This is a genomic window from Ruegeria sp. HKCCD8929 (assembly GCF_013031405.1).
In the GTDB taxonomy this organism is placed as follows: Bacteria; Pseudomonadota; Alphaproteobacteria; order Rhodobacterales; family Rhodobacteraceae; genus Ruegeria.
On the sequence record NZ_WPZY01000004.1, the window covers coordinates 421,918 to 440,880 of the forward strand.

Genomic DNA, 18,963 nt, shown 5'->3' on the forward strand with positions numbered 1-18,963 from the left:
TGACCCACGTATCTCACTGGGTTTCCATGCAGTGCCGCCGAAACGCCCGTTTCAGCATGTCCAGTTCGGCACGCAGCAGCTCGACTTCGGCGCGCAGGCTGTGGTGGGCAATATCCCCCGCGATCACCACGAAATCGCCCAGCTTGGTATCGGTCGCGCCGTCATAGATCAGAAAGCTGTGCACGCCATCGGCCATCGCACGGGGCGGCACCGGAATGCGCAGGTTCCATCCCTCTGGACTCTCGGTCAGATCGACCCCCTCAACCGGCCGGTCGCGATAGTCGACACGGATCTCGGGGTTTTGGCCCACGGGCAAATCACCCGAAAGGCGGCCTTCCCAGATGCCGTTGTTCAGCCGCGTCTTGGTCAGTGTCAGGGGGCTCATGTCTGGCGGGCTCTCACAAATCGGCACGATGGTGGCGGCAGAGTGTCAGGTCACGCAGGACGACCTGGTTCATCGCAGGCTGCTCCAGGATCAGGTCCAGCCAGATTTTCTCGATCCGCTTGTCGTTCATCTTGGTGTAGGCCAGATCGAACTCGGCGCTGGCTTCGGTGGCGTCGTGCGGCAGTTGACGCACGATCTGCTCGGTGTTCGGGCCATGCTGAACGTTGAGACGGGCGATCATGCCCACCGGCTGTTCCTTTTCGACAATCGTATCCAGCCGGAACAGATGCGACCGGGTGATCCCCTGGCGCGCCTCGGGTGGCAGAGTGATGGCCAGCGACAGAAACGATCCGTTGAACTTGAACACGTCCAGCTTGAGGCCAAAGGGCGCCAGATCGGCCACCCGCGTGTTCCGCAATTGGCGCAGGGTTATCTCGGACGTGTCGCAGTCGTGAAACAGCACCACGTCCTCATCCAGCCTGACCTTTCTGTCCGGCGACGCCAGTCCGCGGGCCGCCAGCGGCCCCCGCCACAGCGAGGGGCGCCACGACCAGTCGGTGCCATGCGGTTTCGGAAAACTGGACGAGCCGATGCGCGGCAGGGCAAGCTGGCCGTCCGCGAAATGGATCGTCCGGTCGATATAAGTCAGCAAGGCCCGCGCGCGGTCGCGATATACCCGCAAATCGGCCGGATCGGACACTTCCAGACTGCCCGCAACGCTGCGCCAGCGCTGCAGAGTCCGTTTGTGAAACCATCTGTCCAATAACGTGTTCATGACCTGTCCGTCGCGCAGGGGCCGGGTTGGCCTTTCTTTATCGAAGGGACGTTATCGAGTTAAAGCACGTAACGAAGATTTGTAGAATATTTTTGTGACCTTGTCAGGCGATGCCCGCGATCCGGCTCCGCGATCGTTGGCCAAATTCAATCCAACCGGATGGCCCGGGGTGTTCTTGTAATCGCACGGACCAGTGCTTACCGTCTGGGTCCCGGTAGCAGTGGGTTTTCCGCGCCGTGCCGCGGAGCGCTCAAGCCAAGATAAGGACCGGGCATGGAATCCAGCTTGTTTTCCTTCATATGGAAATACTCCAAGCGGCAGCAATTCGTGTTGCTGTTCCTGACGGTGTTGTCCTTCCCGTTCCTCTACGCCTCGCTGGAACTGCCCAAGCGGATCATCAACGATGCCATCGGCGCCACCACCGACAATGTCACGTTACTCGGTGTTTCGCTGACACAGGTGCAGTACCTGATGGCGCTGTGCTTTGCGTTCCTGGCCACGGTGCTGGTCAGCGGCCTCATGAAGATGCGGATCAACACGATGAAGGGTGTGTTGTCCGAGCGGATGCTACGGCGTTTGCGCTTCAAGCTCATCAGCCGGATGATGCGTTTTCCCAAGACCTATTTCGCCACCACCAGCCAGGGTGAGCTGGTGTCGATGATCACCTCCGAGGCCGAGCCGATGGGCGGGCTGATGGGCGACGCCATCGCCCAGCCGGTGTTCCAGGCCGGGCAGATGCTGACCATCGTGACCTTCCTGTTCATGCAGAGCGTGTGGTTCGGGCTGGCCTCGATCGCGCTTATTCCCCTTCAGGCCTGGCTGATTCCGATGTTGCAGCGCCAGATCAACCTGCTGAACAAGGAACGGATTCAGGAGGTGCGTAGGCTCAGTTCCGAGATCGGCGAAAGCGCCGCGGGCATCAGCGACCTGCGCGCCAATGGCGGCTGGCGCTACCGGCTGGCGCAGTTCACCGACCGGCTGGGGCGGCTGTTCGAGATCCGGTTCCGGATCTACAACAAGAAATTCTTCATGAAGTTCCTCAACAATCTGATCACCCAGATGACGCCGTTCCTGTTCTACTCGGTGGGCGGTTATCTGGCGATCAAGGGTGAGATCACGGTGGGCGCGCTGGTCGCCGCGTTGGGGGCGTACAAGGACCTCTCCAGCCCGTGGAAGGAGCTGCTGTTCTACTACAACCAGGTGCAGGACATGTCGCTGCGCTGGGATATCGTGACCGAGCGCTTCGCGCCCCGCGACATGATCCCGGAAGAGCTGTTTCTGGGTCAGCCCGACCACATCCCGCATCTGAACGGCACGGTTGAGCTGCGCGACGTGACCGTGCGCGATCAGGACGGCAACACGATTCTCGAGGATATCGACCTGACCATCCCGCCCGGCGCGCGGGTTGCGATCCAGTCCAGCCGCGCCTCGGAACGCACGGCAATCGCGCAGCTTCTGACGCGCGAGGTTCTGCCGGTGCGCGGTGAGGTGATCATCGCGGATCACAAGCTGAACGAACTGCATCAGGCGGTGATCGCGGCGCGGGTCGGCTATGCCCATTCCCGGCCCTACCTGTTCGACGGCACGTTGGGTGACAACCTGCTGATGCCGCTGCGCACCGGTCCCCGAAAGGAGGGCGACGGCCTGCCGCGTCCCAGCCGAAAACAGATCGATGCGGTGCGGGCAGGCAACAGCGCGGATGTGCTCGATGCCGACTGGATCGATCCCGGACTTGCCGGTCTGAGCGACGGCGACCAGATCCGCGACTGGTGGTTCCAGCTGGTCGAGGCGATGGGCATTGACGAGTTCATGTTCCGCCGCACCCTGCGGTCGCGGTTCGACCCGCTGCTGCACCCGCGTCTGGCCAGCGAGATCGTCCGACTGCGCGATACGGTGGCCGAGCGCATCCGGGCGCGGGGTCTGGACGAATTCGTACACCGGTTCGAACCCGACCGGTTCAACCCGGCGGTGCCGCTTGGCGGCAACCTGCTCTACGCCGCGCCCACCCGCGACATCGCGCCCGAGCTTCTGGCGGGCGATCCGCGCTTTATCGGGATGCTGCAGGCTCAGGGGCTGGCGGATGAGGCGCAGGGCATCGCGCTGGGCGTGATCGAGACGCTGAAACAGACCTTTGGCCGCGACGGCACTGACCACCCGCTGTTCCTGCGCCTCGGCATGTCCGAAGAGATGTTTGGCCGCCTGCTCGACATCGTCGAGCGCCGTTCGGCCAAGGGCAATGCCGCGCTCAGCGACGAGGACCGCGCGCTGCTGCTGACGGTGCCGTTCCTGCTGACCGCCGAGCAGATCGGGCCCAGCTTCCCCGAAGAATACAAGGACAAGATCCTGGCCATCCGGCGCGGTCAGGCGGACAGGCTGCGCGCCTCGATGGGCGGGCTGTTCGTGGCGGTCGATCCCGGACAATACGTGCCGCGCCTGACGGTGACCGAAAACGCCCTGTTCGGGCGGGTGTCGATCATGGCGGGCGCGCGGGCGGACGAGATCGAGGATGTGGTGGCCGAGGTGTTGAACGAGGCCGGGCTGCGCCGCCGCATCGCCTCGATCATCTACGACCTGCCTTCCGGGCTGGGCGGCACCAACCTGCCCACCGTGTTCCAGGAACGCGCCGCCTTTTCCCGCGCCGGTATCAAGCGGCCCGACATTCTGGTGCTGGACAAGGCGCTGGCCAGCCACGACTCGGAAAGCCGCCTGCGCACCCGGCAGAAACTGCGCGAATTGCTGCCCGAGTCGATCATGATATTCATGGAGGATCACTTCGCCCACCCCGAGGCCTATGACCTGTTCATCGAGATCAAGGATGGCCGCATCGACGGTGTGTCGCGCTCACAACTGGAACTGGGCGAGGGCGCGGCCGCCGATCTCAGCCGCAAGCTCAAGATCATCGCCGCGACCGAGCTGTTCTCGAAACTCGACGCCCGCAACCAGCGGCTGCTGGCCTTTTCGGCGCAATGGTACGACGTGGCGGCGGGGCAGGTGATCTTTTCCAAGGGACAGGCGCCGGACGCGGCCTATCTGTGCCTCAAGGGGCGCGCCGCACTGGTCTGGCCGGACGAAAACGGCGTGCCCCGCCCGATCTCAACCGTCGAACCCGGACGCCTGATCGGGGATCTGTCGATCATCACCCGCGAACCCCGGCAGCTCGATCTGATCGCCGAAGAGGACAGCAGTTTCCTGCGGATCGGCGATGAAGAGTTCCGCGCGGTGGTGGAAAGCGACCCGACGGTGGCAGTGCAGCTGCTTGAGACCGTTGCAGGCTATCTGGGCGGTCTGGCCGGGCGGTTGCAGTCGGCAGGCATCAACCTGGCCGATTTGGCCGACCCCGAGGACGAGCCGATGCAGGTGGAACAGATGCATGGACGCTGACACGACCAAGGGCGTTTACGCTGCGCACGAACGGCTGGTCGCCCCGGCCCGGCTCCGGCCCGAAATCTGGCGCCTTCTGGCCGGGCTCGGACTGATCGCCGTCGTGGTCTTTGCGCTCAACGCCGGCGTGCTTGCCGTGGCCGGCAGCCTGGGGTCCGAGCTGTGGCTGCGCAATTTCCTGGCCGGAGCGACGCCTGTGGCCATGCTGATCCTGCTGGCCAGTTTCGCCTTTGTCACCCTCGGGGTGACGCTGGCCGCGCGGCAGCTGCAGCGGCGCTCGCTGCAGACGATTGTCGGGCCGTACCATCTGGCGCTGACCCAGTTCTGGCATGTCCTGCGCGGGCTCCTGCTGCTGGGGGCGGTGCTTCTGGTGTTGCCGCCCTATGACATGGGCGCGCCGATGCAGCCGAACCTGCCCGTCACCGTCTGGCTGGCCGTATTGCCGTTTTCGCTGCTTGCCGTGCTGATCCAGACCAGCGCCGAAGAGATTCTGTTCCGCGGCTACCTGCAGCAAAGCCTCGCCGCCCGGTTCCGCTCGCCGGTGATCTGGATGGGCCTGCCCTCGATCCTGTTTGCCATGGGCCACTATGTGCCGTCCGAGGCCGGGGACAACGCGCTGCTGATTGCATTGTGGTCAGGTGTGTTCGGCCTGCTGATGGCCGACCTGACCGCGCGCGCCGGAACCCTGGGCCCGGCCATCGCGCTGCACCTCTTCAACAATATCGTGGCGCTGCTGTTCGTTGCCCTGCCGGGCAGCCTGGACGGGCTGGCGCTGTTCCTCATTCCTTACGAGATGTCGGACACAACCAACCTGCGCGTCTGGCTTGGGGTGGATTTCGTGCTGATGCTGATTGCCTGGCTGGTGGCACGTCTTGCCTTGCGGCGCTGATTGCATTTCCTGACGCAGCGTCTTATTTGACCAGAACGCAGCACAACCAAGGTTCCGTCATGAACTGGATCACCAATTACGTCCGCCCCCGGATCAACTCGATCTTCTCGCGCAGGGAGATGCCGGAAAACCTCTGGCACAAATGCGACGAATGCGGAACCATGCTGTTCCACCGCGAACTGGCGGAAAACCAGAATGTCTGCACCCAGTGCGACCACCACATGGCGATCACCCCGCGCGACCGGTTCGGTCACTTGTTCGACGGCGGCATCTTCACCGAGGTTGCGGTGCCCGCGCCCAAGGACGACCCGCTGCAGTTCCGCGATCAGAAGAAATATCCCGACCGCATGAAAGCGGCGCAGAAAAAGACCGGCGAGAAAGAGGCGATGCTGGTCGCCTCGGGTGAGATCGGCCGAACCCCCATCGTGGCGGCAGCGCAGGATTTCTCGTTCATGGGCGGGTCCATGGGCATGTATGTGGGCAACGCCATCATCGCCGCCGCGGAAGAGGCGGTGAAGCTCAAGCGCCCGCTGATCCTGTTCTCCGCCGCCGGTGGTGCCCGGATGCAGGAGGGGATCCTGAGCCTCATGCAGATGCCCCGCACCACCGTCGCGGTGCAGATGCTGAAAGAGGCTGATCTGCCCTATATCGTCGTGCTGACCCACCCGACCACGGGCGGCGTGACCGCGTCCTACGCGATGCTGGGCGACGTGCATATTTCGGAACCCAACGCGCTCATCTGCTTCGCCGGTCCCCGCGTCATCGAACAGACCATCCGCGAGAAACTGCCCGAAGGGTTCCAGCGCGCCGAATACCTGCTGGATCACGGCATGCTCGACCGCGTGACCAAACGTACCGAGATGCGGGACGAGCTGATCACCATCACCCGGATGCTGATGGGCCTGCCGCCCGCGATCATGGGCGATCTGCCCGCGCCCGCAGATGAAGCCCCGGCCGCCGAAGAGGCCCCCGCCGAGGCCAAGGCCGAAAAATGACCCCGCCAACATCCGACGTCATCCTCGACCGGATGATGGCGCTGCATCCCAAAATCATCGACCTGACCTTGGATCGCGTCTGGCGTCTGCTGGCCGCACTGGACAACCCGCAGGACAAGCTGCCGCCGGTGATCCACCTCGCCGGAACCAACGGCAAGGGTTCGACCCAGGCGATGATCCGCGCCGGTCTCGAAGGTGTGAGGCTGACCGCACATGCCTATACATCCCCCCATCTGGCACGCTTCCACGAACGCATCCGAGTCGCGGGAGAGTTGATCTCGGAACCCGATCTGACGGCGGTTCTGGACGAGTGCTACACCGCCAATGCGCGTGAAAACATCACCTATTTCGAGATCACCACCTGCGCCGCCCTGCTGGCCTTTGCCCGCACACAGGCCGACTACACGCTGCTCGAAGTGGGCCTCGGCGGGCGGCTCGACGCCACCAACGTCATCGACAAACCGGCCGTCACCGTGATCACCCCGATCTCCATCGACCATGAGCAGTTCCTCGGCGACACGCTGACCAAGATTGCCACCGAAAAGGCCGGGATCATCAAGCGCGGCGTGCCCTGCATCGTCGGCCCGCAGCCGGATGAGGCGATGGAGGTCATCGAGGCCACCGCCGCCCGCCTCGGCGCCCCGCTGCTGGCGCATGGCCAGCACTGGCAGGTGCATGAGGAAAATGGCCGCCTGATCTATCAGGACGAAACCGGCCTGCGCGACCTGCCGCTGCCTAACCTAATGGGCGCGCACCAGGTCCAGAACGCCGGCGCCGCGCTGGCGGTGCTGCGCCATCTCGGTCTTGGCGATAGTGCCTACGAGGGCGCGGTGACCGAGGCCCACTGGCCCGCCCGCATGCAACGCCTGAAAACCGGGCCGCTTGTCGAGGCCGCGCCGCAGGCCGAGCTGTGGCTCGATGGCGGCCACAACGCCGCCGCCGGACAGGCGCTGGCGGATGTGCTGGACAAGCTCCCCAAACGGCCCACCCACATGATCTGCGGCATGCTCAACACCAAGGACGTGACCGGCTACCTCGCGCCGCTGGCCGAACACGCCGACAGCCTCACGGCGGTCTCCATCCCCGGCGAGCCCAACACGCTCAGCGCCAAGGACACCGCATCGGCCGCCGAGTCGGTCAACCTGCCGTCAATCATCGCGCTCAACGTCGCCTCTGCCGTCGACCGAATAACCGCCCAGGACCCGCAGGCCCGTATCCTGATCTGTGGCTCGCTTTACCTCGCTGGAAACATACTGCGCGAAAACGGCTGACACCGGGACAGGGGCTGCTCCCGCCCACCCAAGGACCTTGCGCTCCGGGGCGGTTGGGCCGGGCGCCGCTGCGCGGCGATCCCGCAGCTTCTTCTGTTCAAAAATATCCCGGAGGAGTCACGGCTTGTCGTGACGGGGGCAGCGCCCCCTATTTTCCCCAGTCCTTCGCCTGCATCTCCCGCAGACGCGACGCGGTGCGTTCGAATTCAAACGTCCCTTCGCCCTCGACATACAGCATCTCCGGCTCCGCCGCCGCCGAACAGATCAGTCGCACCTTCGCCTCGTACAAAGCGTCGATCAGGGTCACAAACCGCCTGGCCTCGTTGAAATTGTTGCGCGACAGGCGCGGGATGTCTTCCAGCACCAGCACCTTCACCTCTTCGGCGATCGCCAGATAATCCCCCGGTCCCAGCATCCGCCCGCAGAGATCATAGAACGAGGCGCGCGCCACCCCGTTGCGGAAGGCGGGCAATACCACCTCGCGCCCTTTTACATGCAGGGTCAGCGGCTCGGCCGGCCCGCCCGAAAGATCGCGCCAGACCCCGCGGATGCTCTCGCGCGCCTCGGGCCCGATCGGCGTGAAATAAACCTGCGCACCCTCCAGCCGGTTTTGCCGGTAGTCGGTGGGCGAGACCATCTCCCACACCACCAACTGCTCCTTGATCAGCTTGATGAAGGGCAGAAACAGCTGCCGGTTCAGCCCGTCCTTGTAGAGATCATCCGGCACCCGGTTCGAGGTGGTCACCACCACCACGCCCGCGTCGAACAAGAACTCGAACAGCCGTCCCACGATCATCGCATCGGTGATGTCGGTGATCTGCATCTCGTCAAAGGCCAGAACCTTGACCGATTTCACCACCTCGGCCGCAACCGGGGCCAGAGTGTCCTCGACCCCGCGCTGCCGCGCCTCGTGCATCTTGGCGTGAATCTCCTGCATGAAGGCGTGGAAATGCACCCGCCGCACCGGCACGTCACCCAGCGTTTCCACGAACATGTCCATCAGCATCGACTTGCCGCGCCCGACTCCGCCCCACAGATACAGGCCCTTGGGCGGCGGCGGCGCCTTGCGGAACAGCCCGCGCTTGACCGGAGCGGATATGGCGGCGCGGATGCGCTCGAATTCGGGCAGCACCGCCTCCTGCGCGGGATCGGCCTGCAGGATGCCATCGGCCACCCGGGTGGCGTAGAATGCGGAAACGTCCAACATATCGCAGCCATAGCGCGGCGGATTCGGCTTGAAAAGCGGTGCCGGGGCAGCCCGCATCAATTTTGGTTAAGTGTGGGCGCAAAACTCCTGAATTGACGTAAACGGGATTCAGCTTAGGGTCCGACGGACACGCAACCGGAGATTTGCATGGACCGCTCGGCCCGCCTGATGACCCCCGTTTTGATCGTCGGATGCATCATCATCACCGCGAGCTTTGCCGTGCGCGCGTCCTTCGGAGTGTTCCAGATTCCGATCGCTCAGGAGTTCGGCTGGCTCAGAACCGATTTCTCGCTGGCCATCGCGATCCAGAACCTCGCCTGGGGTATCGGCCAGCCGATCTTCGGTGCCATCGCCGAAAAGATCGGCGACCGCCGAGCCATTATCCTCGGCGCGCTGACCTATGCCGCCGGCATGGTGCTGTCGGCGTGGTCGGTCACGCCGCTGGGGCACCAGATCTACGCCTGGCTCGTGGGGTTCGGCATCGCCGGGACCGGCTTTGGCGTGGTGCTGGCCGTGGTCGGACGGGCGTCGTCGGACGAGAACCGTTCGATGTCGCTGGCCATCGTGACGGCGGCAGGCAGCGCCGGACAGGTGATCGGCGCGCCAGCCGCTGAATGGTTGTTGAGCTTTCTGCCATGGCAACAGGTGTTTCTGGTCTTTGCAGCCATGATCCTTGCCCTGATCCTGACGCTGCCCTTCATGCGTGCACCGGAACCCGCCAGCAAGCAGGAGCTTGAGGAAAGCATGGGCCAGATCCTGAAAAAGGCCTTTCGCGACCCGTCCTACACGCTGATTTTCCTGGGCTTTTTCAGTTGCGGCTACCAACTGGCCTTCATCACCGCTCACTTCCCCGCCTTCGTGACCGAGATGTGCGGGCCGATCCAGCCGGGTGGCGTGCTGCATTCGATGGGCATCACCACCACCTCGGCGCTGGGCGCGGTGGCGATCTCGCTGGTGGGGCTGGCCAATATCGGCGGTACGCTGGCGGCGGGCTGGGCGGGCAAGCATTTCCCCAAGAAATACCTGCTGGCAGGCATCTACACCGCTCGTACCATCGTGGCGGCTGCCTTCATCCTGCTGCCGATCACGCCGATGTCGGTCATCATCTTCTCGGTAGTGATGGGCTCGCTGTGGCTGGCCACGGTACCGCTGACCTCGGGGCTGGTCGCGCATCTCTACGGGTTGCGCTACATGGGCACGCTCTATGGCATCGTGTTTCTCAGCCACCAGATCGGAGGGTTCCTGGGCGTCTGGCTGGGCGGTCGCATGTATGACCTCTACGGCGATTACACCATGGTCTGGTGGGTCGGCGTGGGCGTCGGCGCCTTCAGCGCCATCGTGCACCTGCCGATCCGGGAAAACCGTGGGCCAGCAGCGCAACCGGCCTGATCAGTTCAACCCGTCGCGCAGCCGCTCGCCCAGGATCGCCGCGATCTGATCGGTATGGGTATAGGTCATCCCATGCCCGGCATCCTCGATCACCTCCTGCCAGGCGTCGCGGCTCCATTCGGTCAGGCGCCCCATGGCGGACAGCGGGATAACGTCGTCCTCGCGCGCCCAGATCGCCAGCACCGGCACACCGGCGCGGTGGATGGTGCGGTGCTCGTCCTGCAACTCGCGCGAGAGGATGCCGCGCAGGCTGGAAAGCACCGCAGGAACAAACCCGCGATAGTGCAGTTCGCGCTGTTGCAGGTCCACGATGTCCGGAACCGAACTGAGAAGGGCACGCTCGGCCTCGGTACCCCGGCGATGGCGCCCGGGAAACAGCGCCAGCATCAGCCAGTCACCCAGCCCCTGCTTCTGCCGGATGAACTGGGTGGCCCGGTCGGTTGTCATCACCATGCCGGACGAGGCCAGCAGCACCAGATGCCGGACCCGGTTGGGGTGCTTGGCGGCAAACACCGTGGCAATCGCCCCGCCCATGGAATAGCCGAACAGGGTGAAATCCTCTTCGATCTCCTGATCGTCGAGCAGGTCTTCGAGTTGCTTGATGAAGAAGTCGTCGTTTTGCGACCCTTCGGGTCGGTCCGAATAGCCGCGCCCATAAAGGTCATAAGTCAGCACCCGGTATCCCATCGCCCCTAGCGCCCGCGCCAGCCCGTTCCAGACAAAGGACGGCGTGCTCAGCCCGTGGACACAGACTGCCACCGGTCCGCGCACCGCCCCATGCCACTGGTAATGGGTGACACCCTGCGACAGCTGCACACATGTACCGGGCGCGTCTCGTCGCTCCCACTCGTCCATGGGCCTGCGCCGAGCCTCTGCCCAATAGGGTAGGGCAGCCGCCCCGATGACGACAACGAGAAGAACGAGGATAAGGATCAGGATACCGCTTGCCATTTGTCCAGAATATAGCGACTGGTCATAAGGTCCAGATGGGCACCACCACCATTCTTGAAGAGTGTGATCTCATCCGCGCGCCGCACAAAAGCCTCAAGATCGTAGAAATCGGCGATCAGATCGCCGCGTGTGATGGTGCCGTCGTCTAGTGGGATCTGTATCTCGCCGATATGGCCGATGGTGGTGTCGAAACTGTCGACAAAGATGCGCGACCGCCTCAGCGCCGTATCATCGGCCTCGCGCATGTCGGGGCGGTAGGCACCGATCAGGTTCAGATGCTGACCGGGGCGCAGCCACTCGCCGTTGATCACCGGCTCGGTCGACATGGTGGCCGAGACCACGATATCGGCGCGGGTCACCGCCTCTGCCAGATCCTCGGCAACACCCACGCCCTCCAGCGTCTCCGCCAACGCCTCGGCCTTTGACAGCGTGCGGTTCCAGATGCGGATGCGCGCCTGCGGAAAACCGGCCCCGAACGCCTCGCACAGCGACCGGCCCACAGTGCCCGCGCCGACGATCAGCACCTCGCGGCTGCCGGGATCGGCCAGCCGCAGCGCGCCCAGCAGGCTGTCTCCGGCCGTCTTCCACTTGGTCACGAGGTGAAAGTCGATCAGCGCCGACAGCGTCCCGTCGCCATCGCCATAGAGGCACACCGCCCCGTTGATCATCGGCTGCCCCTGGTTCGGATTGCCCGGAAACACTGTCGCGGTCTTGACCGCCATGCCCAGCCCGTCGATCCACGCCGCCCGCGACAGCAGGGTGTCCGGATCGCGATAGAGGAACGTATCCCCGATCTCGGCCTTGGGCAGAGTGTGTCCGTCGGCCAGCGCGCGGGTCAGTTCCAGCCAGTCCAGGTTCGCCTCACCTTCGGCAAAGGGGATGTGAAGAACGCTCATGCCGCCTCGCTTTCGGTCAACAGGCCTTCGGATACCAGCCGCGCGGCCCAGCCCTGAGGACCTTCGAAGTGATGCGCCTGCCAGCCGCGCGCGGTGGCCGCGTCGATATTCTCCATCCGGTCATCGGTGAACAGCAGCGTCTCGGGCGCCAGCCTGCAATCGGCCTCGACCATCTCATAGATCGGCGCATGGGGTTTCACGGCCTTCAACCGACCCGAAACATAATGCCGGTCGAACTCGTTCAGGAAGGCGTAGACGGTGGTGGCATAATCGAAATTCTGCACCCCGAAATTGGTCAGCGCAAAGACCGGCAAGCCCTTGCTGCGCAGCGCCCGCAGCAGACGGACCGAGTGCGGGATATCCGGTGCCGCCAGCTCGATCCAGTTGTCGTGCCACATGCGGATCTCGTCGCGCCATTCGGGGTATTTCTCGGCCCAGCCATAGATGGTGTCGGTGAAGTGATGCCCCTGATCCACCAGATCGTTCATCCCATGCAGATCGACCTCGGTAAACATCGCCCTGCGGCGGTCCGCGCCGATCACGCGGTCATAATAGCGTTCGGGTTGCCATTCGATAAGCACATTGCCGATGTCGAAAATGACGGCGTTGACGGGCATGAAGTGCCTTCCCAATTGAACAGGCCGCGGCGTTCCCGCAGCAAACAGAATACCTTGCGCCGAACTGAAACAATCCTTGTGCCAATGATCAAGCCACAACCGGGCCAAACATCGCTGAAACCTGCGAAATTCGGGGCACCAGCGCGCGGGCCTGCCCGCGCGCTGCCGGGCCCAACGGGAGGGGTCGCATCTTCGATGCGGCGCCGACGGGCGGGAGCCTCTGGCCCTTCAGGTGCGCGAAGCCGCCCGGATTTCCCGTTCCAGCGCGTCCAGAAACCGCGAGCGGTCGACCTTGGAGAACGCCTTGCCGCCACCGCCCGCGCCCAGCGGGTTGGCGGCACGCAGGTCGGCCATCAGATCACGCATCGCCAGTTGCTGGCCGATATTGGCCGCCGTGAACGCCTCGCCATTGTGGCGCAGCACCCGCGCCCCGGCCTTGACGCATTTCGCGGCCAGCGGGATGTCCGAGGTCACCACCACATCGCCCGCGCCGCAGCGCTCGGCGATCCACTTGTCGGCCTCATCCGCACCCTCGGACACGATCACCACCTGAACCAGAGGGTTCTGCGACGGGCGCAACCCGCCGTTTGACACCAGATACATGGTCAGCCCGTGACGGGTGGCCACCCGCTCGGCCTCTTGCTTGACCGGGCAGGCATCGGCGTCGACATAAAGCGCCATTACTCCGCCGCCTTGTCCTGCTTGACCTCTGCCTTGGGCTCGGCCTTCTTCGCCGGTTTCGCGGGCTTGCGGACCTTGAATTCATCCGGGATCGGCATCCGGTTGAATGCGTCGAGCCCGGCGATCTTGTAGGCCTCGGCCAGCGTCGGATAGTTGAAGGTGTTCTGGACGAAGTAATCCACCGTCCCCTTCAGGTTCATCACCGCCTGACCGATATGGATCAGCTCGGTCGCCCCTTCACCGACGATCTGCACCCCCAGCACCCGGCGGGTCTTGAGGCTCAGCAGCATCTTCAGCATGCCGTGCTCCAGCCCCATGATATGCCCGCGCGAGGTCTCGCGGAACCGCGCCACGCCCACCTCATAGGGAATACCGCGCTCCTGCAATTCCTCCTCGGACATGCCGCAGGTGGACATCTCGGGCACCGAATAGATGCCATAAGGGTACCACGGGCTCTCCGGCAGGGTCGGCGTCTCCAGCGCGTCGCAGGCAGCCACGCGGCCCTGCTGCAACGAGGTCGAGGCCAGCGACGGATGCCCGATCACATCGCCGGTGGCATAGATATGCGGCACGGCGGTCTGATAGGTCTTGCGATCCACCTCCAGCCGGCCCCGATGATCGGTTTCCAGCCCCACCACATCGAGATTGAGCGCCGAGGTCGCGCCCATCCGCCCAGCGGCAAACAGCAGCATTTCGCCCCGCACATGACGGCCATTGTCCAGGCTCACCTCGATATGCGTTCCCGCATCCTCGATCTTTTCGACGGCTGAGCCCAACCGCAGATCGACACCGTTCTCACGAATCTGATGCGTGAACTCCTGAATCAAAGTGCGGTCGATGAAGTCGAGGAAACTGTCACGCGGCTCGATCAGCGACACCCGCACATCGAGCGCCGAGAACATGGTGGCATATTCCACCCCGATCACCCCGGCGCCGATGACGACCAGTGAGCGGGGGATCTCGCCCATCTCCAGAAAATCGTCCCCGTCCACCACGGTCTTGCCGTTGAAGGGCACGTAATCGGGGCGATAGGTCTTGGTGCCGGTGGCGATCAGGAACTTGGCCGCCGTCAGCCGGGTGGTGTCCCCGGCCTCGGTTGCCACTTCAACCTCATGGGGCCCGACGAATTTCGCCAGCCCGTTCAGCGTGTCCACATGGTTGCGGTTGAACTGGTGTTCCAGCACATCGACCTCGTAGTCCAGCGTCATGTGCAGGCGCGCCTTGAGGTCCTCGGCGCTGATCTGGTCCTTTACCCGGTAGGAGCGGCCATAAAAGCTGCGCTCGCGCCAGCCCGAGAGGTTCAGCACAGTCTCGCGCAACGTCTTCGACGGGATGGTGCCGGTATGCACCGACACCCCGCCCAGCCGGTCCTTGCGGTCGATCACCAGCACCCGACGCTTCAGCTTGCCCGCCTGGATGGCGGCGGCTCTGCCCGAGGGACCGGACCCGATGATGATCAGATCGTAGTCGTATTTGCTCATCGCTCAGCCCTCGTACAGCGCCTCGGCATGGAAACCGACGTGATCCTCCATGAAGGTCGAGACGAAGAAATAGGAATGGTCATAGCCGGGCTGCAGCCGGTTGGTGGCCTGCTGGCGGCGTTCGGCGATGGCCCCGGCCAGCGCCTCGGGGCGCAGCAGGTCGATGAACTGGTCGCTGGTGCCGGTGTCGATCAGGATCGGCCCGTCAAAGCCCTTGTCCTTCATCAGCAGCGAGGAATCGTGTTTCGCCCACGCAGCCTCGTCATCGCCCAGATAGGCGCTCAGTTGCTTGCGGCCCCAGTCGCTGCCCGTGGGGTTCGAGATCGGCGCAAAGGCCGAGACCGAGCGGTAGCGCCCCGGCAGGTTCATCGCCAGCGTCAGCGCGCCATGCCCGCCCATGGAATGCCCGGTGATCGCCTGCCGCTCGGCGTCGATGGCGAAGTTCCCGATGATCAGCGCGGGCAGCTCCTCGGCCACATAATCCCACATCAGGAAATGCGGCGCCCAGGGGTCTCGCGTTGCGTTGACGTAGAACCCCGCGCCCTGTCCCAGATCGTAATCCTCGTGATCGGCCACGCCTTCGCCACGCGGCGAGGTGTCGGGAAAGACCAGCGCGATGCCCTGCTCGGCGGCCCAGGCCTGCGCGCCCGCCTTGGTCATGGCGTTTTCATGGGTGCAGGTCAGGCCCGACAGATACCACAACACCGGAACCGGCCCGTCCTTGGCCTCGGGCGGCAGGAACAGGCCGAAGGTCATGTCACAGTTGCAGGCGGTCGAAGCGTGGCGGTAGACGCCCTGCACGCCTCCGAAACAGGTGTTTTCCGAAACGGTTTCCATCTGGCTTGGTCCTTGTCTGGTATCGGGCGTTGGTGCTTGGCTATCGCTACCGGTCCGAGGCGCTTGCGTAAAGTGCGGGAGCCTCCGGCGGGAGTATTTTTCGAAAAGATGAAGTCAGGGCGTGCCGACCCAGGCGATCACCAGCGGCACGGTCAGGATGCTGGCGGCGGTCGACAGCAGGATGGCGGCCGAGGCGCGGTGCGGGGCCACGCCGTAATGCGCGGCCAGCATATAGACATTGCCCGCAACCGGCAGCGCGGCGGCAGCGATGGCAACGGCAGCAGAGAACGGGGCGACGGGGATCAGCCAGAGCAGGACGATGGCGACCAGGGCGGGGTGGATGGTCAGCTTGCAGAAACTGAGCCAACCGGCGATCTGCACCCGCTCGGCGGATTTGCTGGCCAGCGATGCGCCGATGGCAAACAGCGCACCGGGGGTGGCCGCGCCCCCGAGGATGGTGAGGAAATCACTCAGCGGCGAAGGCACGGGCAGGCGCAGGGCGGACCAGATCAAACCAGCCGAAATAGATACTATCATGGGATTTTTAAGCAGACCCAGCCCAATGAGCCTCAGCGTCCCTGCCGTCAGCCGCCCGTCGCGCCCGCCATTGATCAGGATCACGATGAGCGACGAGAACACCACCAGATCCACCGTCAGCACCAGCATCACCGGCCCGATGGCGGCCTCACCGAACAGCAGTGCGAGCATCGGCAGGCCCAGAAAGCCCACATTGCCGATGGCCGCACATTGCGCCTCAACCGCTGCCGTGGGGATATCGAGGCCACGCAGGAACGCCACCAGCGTGGCCAGCGCGTAGACCCCCACCGTGCCGAGCAGGTAGCCCAGCATCAGGCGGGCGTCGAAGATCTCGGCAAAGGGCAGGGTTGCGGCAAAGCGGAACAGCATCGCCGACAGCGCAAAGTAAAAAACGAACTTCGTCAAATAGGCCGTCGCGTCTTCGCTGAAAAACCGGCTGCGCCCAGCCCAGTAGCCCAGGCCGATGATCGCAAAGAAGGGCAGGGTGCGCAGAAAGATCTCGACCATGGCGGGATTGGTAACAGTTTTTGACCGATCCGCAATGGCGGCCCGTCAGCCGCTTCCGATCAGAATGCCCGCCGCCAGCACCAGAGCCCCGCCCAGCACCACCTGGAACGCGGCGCGGAAGAAGGGCGTCTCCATGTATTTGTTCTGAATCCACGCGATCGCCCACAGCTCGAAGAACACGACGATGATGGCAACAGTGGTGGCGGTCCAGAAATCCGGAATCAGATAGGGCAGGGCATGGCCCAGCCCGCCAAGCGTGGTCATGACCCCCGACGCGATCCCGCGCTTGACCGGCGAGCCGCGCCCCGACAGTTCGCCATCGTCCGAAGCGGCCTCGGTGAACCCCATCGAAATCCCCGCGCCGACCGACGCCGCGACACCGACCAGAAAGGTCGTCCAGGTGTCCTGCGTGGCAAAGGCGGTGGCAAAGATCGGCGCCAGGGTCGAGACCGAGCCATCCATCAGCCCCGCCAGCCCCGGCTGCACCCAGGTCAGGATGAACTGCCGCCGCGCCGTGGCCTCTTCCGAGGCGCGGCTGTCGTCGTCGAGATGAGTGTTCTCCAACTCGGACGCCGTCGCCTGATGCCCGGCCTCCGCCGCCGCCAGATCGCCCAGCAGCTTGCGGGTGGCCGCGTCCGAGGTGCGCGCGGCGGCGGCCAGATAGAACCGCTCGGCATCGCGCTCCATCGCTTCGGCCTCTTCGCGGATGCGCTCGATCCCGAGGTTCTCCACCAGCCAGACCGGACGCCGGGCGTAATAGCCCGCCACATGCTCGCGCCGGATCAGCGGGATGACCGGGCCGAACCGCGCCTCATGCAGCGCGATCAACTGGGCGCGATGCTCATCCTCTTCCGCCGCCATCCCGTCGAACAGCTTTGCGGTCGCCGGATAGTCCGCGCGCAGCATCTCGGCATAGGATCGGTAGATGCGCGCGTCATCCTCTTCGGACGAAATCGCCAGCGCGATCACCTCCTGCCCGGACAGGTCGCGAAAATGTTTACGGTGAGAAAGAAATCGCATCTGCTGCCCCTGTTTAGAATGATTCTAACATAGCAATTGCGTGTACCCCTGCAACCCGGCCCCGGAAAATCATTGAAACTAAACCGCCCGGTTTATAAGTTTGAAAGGTGACATTCCCCAGGAGAAGCCATGAACCAGCCAGCCACCATCCTGCGCACGGGCCGGAAATTCGACCAGGTATTGAAGGGCGCGCGCGAGGTGTTCATGGCCGACGGGTTCGAAGGCGCCAGCGTCGACGACATCGCCCGCGCGGCAGGCGTGTCCAAGGCGACGCTCTACAGCTATTTCCCCGACAAGCGGCTGCTGTTCATGGAGGTGGCCGAGACCGAATGCCGCCTGATGTCCGAGCGCATCCTGTCGATGATCGACGAGACCAAACCGGTGCGCGAGGTGATGACAATCGCCGCCACGCAGCTGGTGGCCTTCCTGACCTCGGAATTCGCGCAGCAGGTGTTCCGCATCTGCGTGGCCGAGCGCGACCGCTTCCCCGAACTGGGCTGCGCGTTCTACGCGGCAGGCCCCGAAAACGGCCAGCGCCAGATGTGCGAGTACCTGGAAAAGGCCGTGGCGGCGGGTGAATTGGTGATCGACGACATCCCGATGGCCGCCGAACAGTTCTCGGAGCTTTGCAAGGTGCGTCTTTGGATGCGGGCCGTCTTGGGGATTCAGAACAGCTTTACCCAGGACGAGATCGACGACGTCGCCAAACACGCCGTCGACACCTTCATGGCGCGGTATGGCGCGTGAAGCGTTCCAGGGCGGATATGCGTCGAATGTCTTGATGAATGGTTTGGGCCCATTTTGACAGATGCTGCATGCTCCACCAATGACCGCTTTATTGGTAGAAACGTGGTTGGATTTGGACGAGGCGACGAATATACGACAATGATCGTAGTTCATCATACAGTCGGGTTGGCCGACTAAATCCATGAAAAAAGAACTTAAGGCGCCTGCGAAGGTGGTTGCTCAGTTTTGTGACTGGCAATCGCCTAAACGCGGTAATTCAAATCCAGATAACCAGACAAACGATGTTTGGACTTGGCTCGTTCAAACGCGGGCGTGGCCCCATGCCGCGCATAGGGCTGCAAGTGACCTTCCCCCGCGATCAGGGCCGGTTTGATCTGGAATCTTCCGGTTGGGTGTC

The 18,963-nt window shown here is 63.9% G+C and carries 17 protein-coding genes; 6 read left to right on the forward strand and 11 right to left on the reverse strand.

The annotated features are described in order from the left end of the window. Positions 1-13: 13 nt before the first annotated feature. Positions 14-385, reverse strand: coding sequence for a metallophosphoesterase (locus tag GOX53_RS09160; RefSeq protein WP_171175547.1), 372 nt, complete (start codon positions 383-385; stop codon positions 14-16). Between the two features lie 13 nt (positions 386-398). Next, on the reverse strand, positions 399-1,160 hold the full coding sequence (locus tag GOX53_RS09165) for a DUF6478 family protein (protein WP_171175549.1): 762 nt from the start codon (positions 1,158-1,160) through the stop codon (positions 399-401). 273 nt (positions 1,161-1,433) lie between these two features. On the opposite strand from GOX53_RS09165, the gene GOX53_RS09170 reads away from it, so the two are divergent. The 4 genes from GOX53_RS09170 to GOX53_RS09185 are packed head-to-tail and all read left to right on the forward strand — an operon-like array spanning position 1,434 to position 7,696. Continuing rightward, entirely contained in the window at positions 1,434-4,541 is a 3,108-nt protein-coding gene (locus GOX53_RS09170; protein ID WP_171175551.1) for an ABC transporter transmembrane domain-containing protein, read from the forward strand. After that, complete coding sequence (locus tag GOX53_RS09175) at positions 4,531-5,430, forward strand: CPBP family intramembrane glutamic endopeptidase (RefSeq protein ID WP_171175552.1); 900 nt, start codon at positions 4,531-4,533, stop codon at positions 5,428-5,430. Before GOX53_RS09170 ends, GOX53_RS09175 begins: the two co-directional genes overlap by 11 nt. Positions 5,431-5,489: 59 nt before the next feature. Further along, a complete protein-coding gene (gene accD, locus GOX53_RS09180; protein ID WP_171175555.1) occupies positions 5,490-6,425 on the forward strand; it encodes an acetyl-CoA carboxylase, carboxyltransferase subunit beta in 936 nt (311 codons plus the stop codon). Beyond that, positions 6,422-7,696, forward strand: a complete 1,275-nt coding sequence (locus tag GOX53_RS09185) for a folylpolyglutamate synthase/dihydrofolate synthase family protein (protein WP_171175557.1) — start codon at positions 6,422-6,424, stop codon at positions 7,694-7,696. The genes accD and GOX53_RS09185 overlap by 4 nt, the downstream gene beginning before the upstream one ends. A 148-nt stretch (positions 7,697-7,844) precedes the next feature. Here the strand turns inward: GOX53_RS09185 and zapE are convergent, their stop codons facing one another. Next, complete coding sequence (gene zapE, locus GOX53_RS09190; RefSeq protein WP_171175558.1) at positions 7,845-8,903, reverse strand: cell division protein ZapE; 1,059 nt, start codon at positions 8,901-8,903, stop codon at positions 7,845-7,847. A gap of 147 nt (positions 8,904-9,050) precedes the next feature. On the opposite strand from zapE, the gene GOX53_RS09195 reads away from it, so the two are divergent. Then, on the forward strand, positions 9,051-10,292 hold the full coding sequence (locus GOX53_RS09195; RefSeq protein ID WP_171175560.1) for an MFS transporter: 1,242 nt from the start codon (positions 9,051-9,053) through the stop codon (positions 10,290-10,292). Here the strand turns inward: GOX53_RS09195 and GOX53_RS09200 are convergent, their stop codons facing one another. From GOX53_RS09200 to mbfA, 8 genes are all read right to left on the reverse strand, one after another. Continuing rightward, positions 10,293-11,243, reverse strand: coding sequence for an alpha/beta fold hydrolase (locus GOX53_RS09200; RefSeq protein WP_171175562.1), 951 nt, complete (start codon positions 11,241-11,243; stop codon positions 10,293-10,295). Continuing rightward, positions 11,225-12,139, reverse strand: coding sequence for an ornithine cyclodeaminase family protein (locus tag GOX53_RS09205; RefSeq protein ID WP_171175563.1), 915 nt, complete (start codon positions 12,137-12,139; stop codon positions 11,225-11,227). Before GOX53_RS09205 ends, GOX53_RS09200 begins: the two co-directional genes overlap by 19 nt. Beyond that, positions 12,136-12,756 (reverse strand): HAD family phosphatase, encoded by a 621-nt coding sequence (locus GOX53_RS09210; RefSeq protein ID WP_171175564.1) that lies wholly within the window; start codon positions 12,754-12,756, stop codon positions 12,136-12,138. The genes GOX53_RS09205 and GOX53_RS09210 overlap by 4 nt, the downstream gene beginning before the upstream one ends. Before the next feature lie 228 nt (positions 12,757-12,984). Then, positions 12,985-13,437 (reverse strand): YaiI/YqxD family protein, encoded by a 453-nt coding sequence (locus GOX53_RS09215; protein ID WP_171175565.1) that lies wholly within the window; start codon positions 13,435-13,437, stop codon positions 12,985-12,987. Continuing rightward, positions 13,437-14,918 (reverse strand): Si-specific NAD(P)(+) transhydrogenase, encoded by a 1,482-nt coding sequence (sthA, locus tag GOX53_RS09220; protein WP_171175566.1) that lies wholly within the window; start codon positions 14,916-14,918, stop codon positions 13,437-13,439. The genes GOX53_RS09215 and sthA overlap by 1 nt, the downstream gene beginning before the upstream one ends. A 3-nt stretch (positions 14,919-14,921) precedes the next feature. Continuing rightward, positions 14,922-15,755: an S-formylglutathione hydrolase gene (gene fghA, locus GOX53_RS09225; RefSeq protein WP_171175567.1), complete on the reverse strand. Its 834-nt coding sequence runs from the start codon at positions 15,753-15,755 to the stop codon at positions 14,922-14,924. A gap of 114 nt (positions 15,756-15,869) precedes the next feature. Next, a complete protein-coding gene (locus GOX53_RS09230) occupies positions 15,870-16,799 on the reverse strand; it encodes an AEC family transporter (RefSeq protein ID WP_171175568.1) in 930 nt (309 codons plus the stop codon). A 45-nt stretch (positions 16,800-16,844) separates the two neighbouring features. Continuing rightward, positions 16,845-17,819: an iron exporter MbfA gene (mbfA, locus tag GOX53_RS09235; protein ID WP_171175569.1), complete on the reverse strand. Its 975-nt coding sequence runs from the start codon at positions 17,817-17,819 to the stop codon at positions 16,845-16,847. 129 nt (positions 17,820-17,948) lie between these two features. Here mbfA and GOX53_RS09240 point away from each other — a divergent pair, with 129 nt between their 5' ends. Next, positions 17,949-18,566 carry a TetR/AcrR family transcriptional regulator gene (locus tag GOX53_RS09240; protein WP_171175570.1) on the forward strand — a complete coding sequence of 206 codons (618 nt, stop codon included), beginning with the start codon at positions 17,949-17,951 and terminating at the stop codon, positions 18,564-18,566. Positions 18,567-18,963 lie beyond the last annotated feature (397 nt).